This window comes from Kineosporiaceae bacterium (assembly GCA_016713225.1).
Classification (GTDB): domain Bacteria; phylum Actinomycetota; class Actinomycetes; order Actinomycetales; family Kineosporiaceae; genus JADJPO01.
Window position 1 is genome coordinate 257,764 of the sequence record JADJPO010000006.1, and the last position, 8,259, is coordinate 266,022.

An 8,259-nucleotide genomic window follows, 5' to 3' on the forward strand; every position below is an offset into this window, starting at 1 on the left:
GGGGACGAGTCGCCTCGCGAGAGTGCGGGAGTCACCTGTCATGGATCGACCATCGCGTTCGGTGAAGGTCCGAGGCATCAGCGCGCGCACGGGAACCGGAACGCGTCTCTGCGTGGCTGCACTGAAATGCCCGCCCCACGGTAGCGGGGATCGTCGCGCATCCGCCACCATGCGACGGTGGTCTGGTGGGAAGCGCTCGCTGCCGCTGCCGGCGTCCTGACTGGCGTGGTCCTGCTCTCGCGCCGCGTGGCATTGGCCACCGCGTGGTTGCTCCTGGCCACGGCCGTGACAGTACCCCTGGCGGTCGCCGACGTGCCGGAGACCGACCTGGGTTTCACCGCCTTCCTGCTCCTGGCGGGGCCGGGCATTCACCTCTCAGGGATCCTGGCGGTTCTCGCCGGGTACACGTGGCCGATGGCGCCCCCCCACCGCGGTGCGCGGTTCGTCGTCGGAGCGGTGCTCGGCGGTAGCGCACTGCTCGGTGCCCTGGCGCCGGCCCTCTTCTTCGATCCAGTCTCGGCGGGCTGCAACGCCTGCGCACGGAACGTGCTCGAGGTGATCGATGCCCCTGGGTTCTCCGATGCGCTGCAACGGTTATCGACGATCCTCATACTGGCGTGGACGCCGGTGTTGGCGGTGCTCACGGGCGCCGGCTGGGCACGCGCGACCAGGCTCGGGCGCCGGCACAACGTCGTGATCCTCTGCGGCACGGTGGGCATGGCGCTGGTCACCGCGACCGCCGCGGCGTGGAGCCTGCGGTTGCCGACCGGAGCGGTGGACGACGTCGAGCGCCGGCTCTGGCTGGGGCAGTGCGCGATGCTCGCCGTCCTGGCCGCGGGGATCCTGCTGCAGCTGATGCTCGCGCGGGCCACGGCTGCCCGGATGGCCGCCCGGGTGATTGCAGCGATCCCCGACCCGGTGACCCTGCAGGCGTGGCTCAGGGACGCCGTCGGCGATCCGGAACTGACCGTGACGTTCATGCGCGACGACGGCGGGCGGGTCGACGCCGACGGCGTGCCGGTGAGCGGTGACGATCCCCGGCCCGGCGTGCAGCTCACCCGCGACGGCGTCGCGTTCGCCGACGTCCGCAGCGCGCGCCGGTCCAGCCAGGAACTCGATCTGGTGCGAGCCTGTGCGAGGTCCGCCGGTCTGGCCCTCGGGTACGTCGCGGCCCGTGCCCGGCTGCGCGCCGAGGCGAGCGAGACGGTCGCTGTCAGAGCACGCATCGTGGCGGCCCGCGATCGGGAGCGGCGCCGGCTGGAGCGCAATCTTCACGACGGCGCCCAGCAACGCCTGGTCGCCCTCGGCGTGACGCTCGCCACCGTGACCCGACCGCACGCGGACAGCGAGATCGCCGCCTATCACCAGGAGATCGACGCGGCTCTGGCGGAGCTCAGGACCGTTGCGCGCGGCCTCTTCCCGGCGAGCCTCGGGGAGGCCGGCATCGCCGCTGCGCTGCGCGAGCTCGGTGACCACACCGCCGCCCCGCTGCTCGTCCGCGTCGACGTGGCGCGCGAGGTGCCACTGCCGACCGGTATGGCGATCTACCAGCTCGTCCTCGATGCGTCCCGGCTGCGACCGCCCGCGTCGGTGCTGCGGGTGACCGTCGCAGAGACGCATCGACGGTCGGTGCGCGTCACCGTCACCGCGGAGAGTCGTACTCAGGCAGGGGAAGTCGCTGCTGAACACGTCGAGCCTCCACCCCAACGGCTGGTTCATGCCGAGGACCGGTTCCTCGCCCTGGGGGGAAGGCTCGAGCACACCGTGCGTCCTGGTGTTCTGGAATGGGAGGGAATCGCACCATGCGGGTAGTCGTCGCGGAGGACATGGCGCTGCTACGAGCCGGGCTCAGCAGGCTCCTCGAAGCCGAGAGCATCGAGGTCGTCGCGGAGGTGGGAGATGCACCGGCCCTGCTGTCCGCCGTCGCCGCGCTACGACCCGACGTGGCGCTCGTCGATATCAAGATGCCGCCCACCCACACCGATGAGGGCCTTCGAGCCGCGGTCGACATCCGACAGCGCAACCCCGCGACGGCTGTTCTGCTGCTCTCGAGCTACCTCGATGTCCGATACGCGTCCCAGCTGCTGGACCTGGGTTCGCAGTCGTGCGGTTACCTGCTCAAGGACCGGGTCGCCCATCCCGCGGTCCTCGTCGATGCCCTGCACCGGGTGTGTGCGGAGGAGTGCGTGCTCGACCCAGCGGTGGTCACCCAGCTGCTGGGCCGCAGCCGTGTCGCCGGCCCCCTGGACCAGCTCAGTGCGAGGGAGCGGGAGATCCTCTCGCTGATGGCCGAAGGGCACTCCAACGCTCGCATCTGTATCTTGCTGAGCCTGAGCCAACGGACCGTCGAGTCGCACGTGCGGAACATCTTCAACCGGTTGGGCCTCGACGAGTCGCCTGACTCGAGCCGTCGCGTTCTCGCCGTCCTCACCTACCTCAAGGGCTGACCGGGCACCCGGGACGCTCAGTGCCGGCACCGACCCGGCGGTCAGTTGACGGGTGCAGGTACGGATGTCCGAGAGAGGCCGCCCTCCTAGCGTCGACGCATGACGTCGACACCAGGAGGAACGATGACGATGCCACGAGGGCTCGCTGCCGTGCTCGGCGCCGCCGCCTTGAGCGTCGGCGGGATGACCGCGCCTGCCGCAGCGGCAGTCGACAGTTGCGTGGGCGGACCCGGATGTCACAGCAGCCTGCAGTCCGCCATCGACACAGCCCAGCCGGGAGCGACGATTCGGATTGCCGCCGGCACCTATGCCGGGGGCGTGCGCATCGCCAAGAGCCTCCGGCTGGTCGGTGCAGGGTCAGGGCGGACCGTCATCCGCGGGGGAGGTCCTGTCGTCACCATCGACACGACGTCGTCCACCCGGCCCACGGTGGTGATCAGTGATCTCACCGTGACCGGTGGGGTGGCGCACGGAACGGACGGGGTCGACGCGTTCGGTGGCGGGATCCTCATCTCCCCGGGGGCGAGCGGAGCGATCGGTGCCACCGTGACGCTACGCAACGTCGTCGTGAGCGACAACAAGACGGTGCCGACGGCGGTGAGCCCGTCCCCCAGCGGCGTGAAGTGCCCGGACGGCGACTGTCCCTACGCCGGTTCACGGGGTGGCGGGATCGCCAGCTTCGGCACCCTCACCATCGAGCGATCCGTGGTCACCCGCAACGGCGCCGTCGGACGCGCCAGCGACGCCGCCGGCGGCGGGATCTACGCAGCGAACGGCGCGCTGACCGTCCAGTCGTCTGCGGTGATCGACAACAAGGGCGCCCCGGTGGGGATCGGGCGCTTCGCGGAGGCCGGCGGGATCTTCACCAGCGCGACGGCGACCACGATCCAGGGTTCAGTCGTCAGTGGCAACAGTTCCGAGCTGGTCACCTCGTGGCCGATGAGGCCACAGGGTGAGCTGCTGGACATGGCCGCCATGGGTGGAGGCATCCACATCGCGGACGGAGGTGCCGTGACGATCGAGGACACGAAGATCGTCGGTAACAGCATCCTCGCCGACGACCCGGCCGGCGAGATCTACGCCTTCGGCAGCGGGATCCTCGTGGACGACGGGTCTCGCCTGCAGATCTCCCGCACCTCGATCAGCAGGAACCGCCTCGTGGTCCGCACGGCGACGTCCGAGGACGTCGGCCCGAGTGGCGCGGCGGCCGAGATCGACACCAGCGGCACGCTCAACGATGTGCAGATCACCGACAACACATCGACGGTGTCGACCATCGACGGCCAGGTGCAGGTGGCCGGAGCCGTCGCCACGTATCCCGACAACCCGAAGGGCCTCGTACTGACACGGGTGGTCGTCAGGGACAACTCCGCCGTTGCGCGCAGCCGGACCGGCTCCGCGCGGGCCTTCGGCGGCGGAATCCTCAACAACGCCGCGATGGACCTCAGGAGCGTCACGATCCAGGGCAACAAAGCCGCCGCGTACGCACCCGACGCGTCGGCGCAGGGCGGCGGCATCTTCAACGGGCCGCTGCTGGTCGATCAGGGGATCGAACTCACGATCTCCGACAGCACAATCACTGGGAACGCCGCGGTGACGAGCGCCGGTGGATCGGCCCAGGGCGGCGGCGTCTACACGACGGCTCCGTTGACCGCCTCCGGAACCCGCATCGCGAGGAACCAACCCGACCAGTGCCACGGGTGTTAGGGCGCACGTCACCGGGTGGGCGGCCCTAGAAGGGTGGATTTGGCCGGCTGGCGCCGGCCAAATCCGGCCTCCGCCGGCTCCTCGTGTACCGTCCGTGTACCGATGTCAACGCCGTGACGGGATCGATGACTTGGCGAGTGGTGCATGCAGACTTCGGCACAGGAAACATCCGGCTTCTATCTCAACCTCGCCAGCGAAGACGGCTCTGCTGCCGGGCAACTGGGCGTCAACTACCTCGACGGAAGACAGATCTCCTACTTCACCTTCGACATCGAGAACCATGAGATCGCGGGGTCGCCACGAAGTCAGGGACCACGGTGAGCGCCACTTCCCGATGAGCGACCTGGTCGCGTACGGCCCCAACTTCAGGTGGCGAGTGGCAACCACGCGCGATGGGTAGGACGTCGATGCATGTCCGGACGCGGGCGAGGACCCCTTGAACCCGACAAGCCTGCGCTTCGCCGGCTAGGGCCTGTCTGCGGGCTACATGCTCTCGAACGACGACTCTTCGACTGGTCAAGGCCCTCAGCGACGCAGGGGCCGAAGCCGGGCCATTGTCGATTCGTGGTCTGGCCAACTTGTTTGGCTACCCGGTCGGCAGTGAACGTGGGGGCGGGTGGCCCCCGGCGCAGGCCGTGATTCACGACGATCGTCGCGATCACAACGCGGGTACCTGAAGGCCGCCGTTCCGATCCCGCGCGAGGCTCGGCGACCCCTGGGGGTCGGTGACCCGAGGCGATGTGATCGACATCTGGGTGCGGTTGGATGGCTGATCGTGAAGTCGTGTATCGGCTGATCGTGAGTTAGTGCTGCCCATCGACCGTCTCTGGACCTGAACCCCGCACCACCCTCACCGCAGGGTCTGACCGGCACGTCCAGCCGTCACCGACCGAGCCCGACCGACAACAGTCACCCATGGTCCACCCGTGGTCCGTGATCGCCTCGGACTGGCATCACTGCAGGTCAACGCCCGTTCGAGTGAGTGCCTTGAAAACCGCTAGCGCATAACCATCCGTGCTCGGGGGTGCGAATCCCTCGCCCTCCGCTGAATCATGATCATGCCTTTGACGTGCAGTTATGCGGCATTTCAAGATCAACAAAAGATCTTGAGAGTGTGGGCGCGATAGCGGTGTGCACAACCGCTGGTAGTGGCCTCCGCGCGACTGGTGAGCACGTCAGCCGGAGGTGATCGAGATGCGTTCGTGCTGGTCAACGCCCCAATGGCCCAGCGGTGGCGCCGATCATGGAAGGTGGACTGACCTAGCACGGAGCTCGAGCGGGTGGGCGTGCCAGTGGCCTATTCGTGGTCTGAGCGAGAGCGTCTATGGATATCCGACGGGGTATCTGGTGACCGCTGGACTGACGCAGCGAGCGTGGCGGCAGACCCATGTATCGGCCGGGGTGAGGTCAAGTGCGCCATCCGTCATCCACCGCTCGACCCTGCGCGTCAGCGAGCCCGCCACGTGCAGTCGTGGGCAACGCTCCCAACTGACGCCCGTGTCATGCCCGGATCTGGCTCAGGGAATCCGTCAGGCCAGGATAGGCGGAGTCCTCGGCAAGAATGCGCTCCAGGTCCTTTCTCGCCATCCCGTTTCGCCCCTTGTCGAGATGCACCTAAGCCCGTTCGATCAACGCGCGGTGGCGAATCTCGACAGCTCGCGACCGGGGGCGGAGCGCTTCTGTGAAGCAGTCCTTCGCGGCGTCGAGGTGCCCCATCTCGTGCAGCGCCACGCCGCGCATCACGAGCAGGAATGCCTAGGCGTCGTTGTCGTTCTCGACGCCTTCGATTATCTCGAGCACTTCCCAGGATCAAGTAGAAGCCACCCAAGGCGAACTACGTCTGCGATCCCCGATCGGTCGTCAACCCCACCCAGGCCCGCGCCCTGCTCGACGCCGTCCGCCAACCTCGCAGACCCCAACGACCCCGACCGCCGCCAGCGCGCCCTGGCTGCCCGCGGGCGACGCCTGGTCGCGTTCTTCGGCTGCATGTACTACGCCGCGCTGCGCCCCAGCGAAGCCCTCGCGTTGACCGTCGACGACCTCGAGCTGCCCGACCCCGCCGACCCGGACGGCGACGGCTGGGGCCACCTGTTTCACGCCCACAATTCGTGTTTCACGCCCACAATTCGTGCGTGCTGACGAACGAGGGCTGAGGGGTAGAGGCTGCGACGCTGGCGCGAAGGCCATCGCGAAGGTCCGTCGGTGTAGGCAATGCGGCGTTGGCTGCGTCGAAGCTCCCGACTTGGCTCTCGTTTGGTGATCTTGGTGTGTTGCGGGGCTGTGACCTGCGGCGACGTTGATTGATCATGGGTTTTGGTGTGCACTAGCCGGGGGGTGTGGGTCGTAGGCTCGGTGGGTGTCTCCTTACGTTCGGACGGTGCGGACGTCTTCGGGTGCGCGGGCGGTGCAGATCGTGCACTCGTCGCGGCGGGGGTCGCGGGAGATCACTCATGTCGGGTCGGCGACACCGATGCCGAGTGGGAGGTGTTGAAGGCCGCGGCGTGGCAGCAGGCGGCGGCCGGGCGGGGTGAGCTCGACCTCGGCCTGGAGGGTGGGTCGGGTGGGTCTGCTGGTCGGGGTGCTCCGTTGCCGATCACGGCCTCGCGGATGGGGTACCTGTGGGAGGCGTTGAGTCGTGCCTACCAGGTCCTCAGGGTTCGATGCCGCGGCCGGTGGGGACGGGGTGTTCCGGGATCTGGTGCTGGCCCGGATCATCGAGCCGACCAGCAAGCTCGACGCGGCCCGGGTGTTGGAGGAGGCGGGTGTGCCGACCGCGTCGTATGCGACGTTGAAGCGGCGACTTCCGATGTATGCCAAGGCGTCCTGGCAGCAGAAGCTGTCCGCGGCATGCGCCGCCCATGCCGGGCTGGGTCCGGCCAGCCTGGTCCTGTTCGACGTGTCCACCCTGTATTTCGAGACCGATCAGGAGACGGGTTCGGGAGAGCGGATTCTCCAAGGAACGCCGCCTGGAACCACAGATCACGATCGGCCTGCTCACCGACGCATCAGGATTCCGTTGGCGGTCAACGCGTTCGAGGGCAACAAGGCGGAGAAGGCCACCATGCTCCCGGTCATCGAGGCCTTCATGCGCGCTCACCAACTCAGAGACGTGACGGTGGTCGCCGACGCCGGGATGATCTCCGCGGCCAACCGGGAGGCGATCGAGGAAGCGGGCCTGTCGTTCATCCTCGCCGTGAAGATCCCCGAACTGCCCTACTGCGTGCGGACCTGGCAGGCCAAGAACCCCGGTGAGCCGTTCACCGACGGGCAGATCTTCACCCAACCCTGGCCCGCCGGCGCCAAGGACACCCGCCGCGACCAGGTCATCTACTACCAGTACCGCGCTGATCGTGGCCGGCGCACGCTACGCGGCATCGACGAACAGGTCGCCAAGGCCGAGAAGGCCGTCGCCGGCAAGACCGCCATCCAACGGAACCGGTTCGTCAAACTTCACCGGCGCCGACAAGAGCGTCAACCGCGCCCTGGAAACCAGGCCCGGTCCCTGGCCGGGATCCGAGGGCTACGTCACCAACCTGGAAGCCTGCCCCGACGGGACAGCAATCACCGCCGAGTTCGTGATCGGTGCCTACCACCGGCTCTACCTGATCGAGAAGGCGTTCCGGATGTCCAAGCACGACCTGGCAGCCCGACCGATCTCCACCACAAGAAGGAATCGATCGAAGCCCACCTGACCATCGTGTTCGCCGCCCTGGCCGACTCCACTGGATCGAGACCACCACCGACTGGTCGATCAAGAAGTTCGTGCGGACCCTGCGGCGCTACCGCACCATCACCATCCAGGCCGGCGCCCACACCATCACCGCCGAAGACCCCCTACCGCACGAGATCCGCGACATCATCACCAAGATCAACTCAACCGGACGACACTAGCCTGAGCCAAGTCGGGTTTCACGCCCACAATTCGTGTTTCACGCCCACAATTCGTGCGTGCTGACGAACGAGGGCTGAGGGGTAGAGGCTGCGACGCTGGCGCGAAGGCCATCGCGAAGGTCCGTCGGTGTAGGCAATGCGGCGTTGGCTGCGTCGAAGCTCGACCGTTCCAGCCTGATCAGCGCGAGCATCGCCAGCGCACCTGCTCCGTGTG

The 8,259-nt window shown here is 67.8% G+C and carries 5 protein-coding genes and 1 pseudogene; all 6 read left to right on the forward strand.

The features are described from left to right. Positions 1-177 precede the first annotated feature (177 nt). Positions 178-1,812 carry a hypothetical protein gene (locus IPK24_21550; GenBank protein ID MBK8078073.1) on the forward strand — a complete coding sequence of 545 codons (1,635 nt, stop codon included), beginning with the start codon at positions 178-180 and terminating at the stop codon, positions 1,810-1,812. Then, on the forward strand, positions 1,803-2,447 hold the full coding sequence (locus IPK24_21555) for a response regulator transcription factor (GenBank protein MBK8078074.1): 645 nt from the start codon (positions 1,803-1,805) through the stop codon (positions 2,445-2,447). The genes IPK24_21550 and IPK24_21555 overlap by 10 nt, the downstream gene beginning before the upstream one ends. 123 nt (positions 2,448-2,570) lie before the next feature. Then, a complete protein-coding gene (locus tag IPK24_21560) occupies positions 2,571-4,154 on the forward strand; it encodes a right-handed parallel beta-helix repeat-containing protein (protein MBK8078075.1) in 1,584 nt (527 codons plus the stop codon). Positions 4,155-4,298: 144 nt separating this feature from the next. Then, positions 4,299-4,475, forward strand: coding sequence for a hypothetical protein (locus tag IPK24_21565; GenBank protein ID MBK8078076.1), 177 nt, complete (start codon positions 4,299-4,301; stop codon positions 4,473-4,475). 1,317 nt (positions 4,476-5,792) lie between these two features. After that, a complete protein-coding gene (locus tag IPK24_21570) occupies positions 5,793-6,293 on the forward strand; it encodes a hypothetical protein (GenBank protein ID MBK8078077.1) in 501 nt (166 codons plus the stop codon). A gap of 265 nt (positions 6,294-6,558) precedes the next feature. Next, positions 6,559-8,045: pseudogene (locus tag IPK24_21575) on the forward strand (IS1634 family transposase). Positions 8,046-8,259 lie beyond the last annotated feature (214 nt).

Coding starts and splice junctions, on each gene's coding strand:
- IPK24_21560 (MBK8078075.1), top strand. CDS start 2,571: ATGACGATGCCACGAGGGCTCGCTGCCGTGCTCGGCGCCGCCGCCTTG.
- IPK24_21555 (MBK8078074.1), top strand. CDS start 1,803: ATGCGGGTAGTCGTCGCGGAGGACATGGCGCTGCTACGAGCCGGGCTC.
- IPK24_21565 (MBK8078076.1), top strand. CDS start 4,299: ATGCAGACTTCGGCACAGGAAACATCCGGCTTCTATCTCAACCTCGCC.